Source organism: Tahibacter caeni (genome assembly GCF_024609805.1).
Lineage (GTDB): Bacteria > Pseudomonadota > Gammaproteobacteria > Xanthomonadales > Rhodanobacteraceae > Tahibacter > Tahibacter caeni.
On record NZ_JANFVR010000588.1, the window covers coordinates 1 to 1,625 of the forward strand.

Here is a 1,625-nt window from a genome sequence, read left to right on the forward strand (position 1 = left end):
CCCGGCCAGGGCCGAACCGGCCGCCGCTCCCGCGGCGGCGCCAGCGCCGGCCGTGGCCGAGGCCTCCAGGCCCGGCATCGACGCCGAGATCGCCGGTCCGCGCACGCCGCCGGTTCCATTCGACGCGAGCGTCGTGATGCCGGACAAGGTGCCGCATGCGAGCCCGGCCGTGCGCCTGTTCGCGCGCGAGCTCGGCGTCGACCTGAGCGCGGTCAGCGGCAGCGGCCGCAAGGCGCGCATCACGCGCGAAGACGTGCAGAACTACGTCAAGCAGGCCCTGGCCGGCGGCGCGAAACCCGCGGGCACCGCGCCGGTCGCGGCCGGCGGCGGACTGAACCTGCTGCCGTGGCCGCAGGTCGACTTCGCCAAGTTCGGCGACATCGAGACGCGCGCGCTGTCGCGCATCAAGAAGATTTCCGGCGCCAACCTCGCGCGCAACTGGGTCATGATCCCGCACGTCACCCAGCACGACGATGCGGACATCACCGATCTCGAAGCGCTGCGCGTGACGATCAACAAGGAAAACGAGAAGGCCGGCATCAAGCTGACCATGCTCGCGTTCCTGATCAAGGCCGTGGTCGCCGCGCTGAAGAAATTCCCCGACTTCAACGCCTCGCTCGACGCGTCCGGCGAGAACCTGGTCCTCAAGAAGTACTTCCACATCGGCTTCGCCGCCGACACGCCGAACGGCCTCGTCGTGCCTGTGCTGCGCGACGCGGACAGGAAGGGCGTGCTCGAGATCGCGCGCGAGACCGGCGAGCTCGCCGCGAAGGCGCGCGAAGGCAAGCTCGGTCCGGCCGACATGTCCGGCGGCTGCTTCTCGATCTCCTCGCTCGGCGGCATCGGCGGCACGGCGTTCACCCCGATCGTCAATGCGCCCGAAGTCGCGATTCTCGGCGTGTCCAAGTCGGCGACCAGGCCGGTCTGGGACGGCAAGGCCTTCCAGCCGCGCCTGATACTGCCGCTGAGCCTGAGCTATGACCACCGCGTCATCGACGGCGCCTCGGCCGCGCGCTTCACGAGCTACCTCGGCCAGGTCCTCGCCGACATGCGCCGGACGCTGCTCTGAGAGCGGTGCGCGCGTGAGCCCAGCCGACGTGATGGACGCGGACTTCCAGGACATCCGCATCGTCGACCTCGACCTGGCCAGGACGACCTGGTCGCGCGTGCACGAGTCGCTGCGCGTGATGTTCCTGCGCCTGGACCGCGAGCCGCCCGACACGGACTGGCCGCGGCTGTTCTTCGAGGAGCGCGAGAGTCGCATCGTCGCGCGCCGGCGCGGGCTCTGGATCGAAGAGAACTACATCAGTTTCGACTCGCTGCCGGAGGAGGTGGAGAAGATCCACCTGCCGGACATCCGCCAATCCATGGCTTATGCGAATCGCAAGTACCGCGAGCTCTGCGCGGAGCGCCGGCGCCGCCGCCTGGAGAACCTGGCCGAGCAGCGCAGCGAGCGCGACGAGATGCTGTCGCTGCAGGCGCGGATACGCGGGCTGCTCGGCGACGGCGACCGGCCCCTGGACGGCGCCCCGCCGGTGGCCGCCGCGCAGCAGCCGGCTGCAGCGGTTTCGGCGTCGCCGGCTGCTGCGGCGCCGGCCGCCGCCGTGCCGGATGCCGCGACGAAA

General features: G+C 70.7%; 2 protein-coding genes. Both read left to right on the plus strand.

The genetic code is table 11. The features are described 5' to 3' along the window. On the plus strand, positions 1 to 1,069 hold a 1,069-nt coding region (locus tag NON22_RS24050), incomplete at its 5' end, for a dihydrolipoyllysine-residue acetyltransferase (protein WP_257389514.1). A 13-nt stretch (positions 1,070 to 1,082) separates the two neighbouring features. Continuing rightward, a partial coding sequence (locus NON22_RS24055; RefSeq protein ID WP_257389515.1) for a hypothetical protein occupies positions 1,083 to 1,625 on the plus strand: 543 nt, incomplete at its 3' end.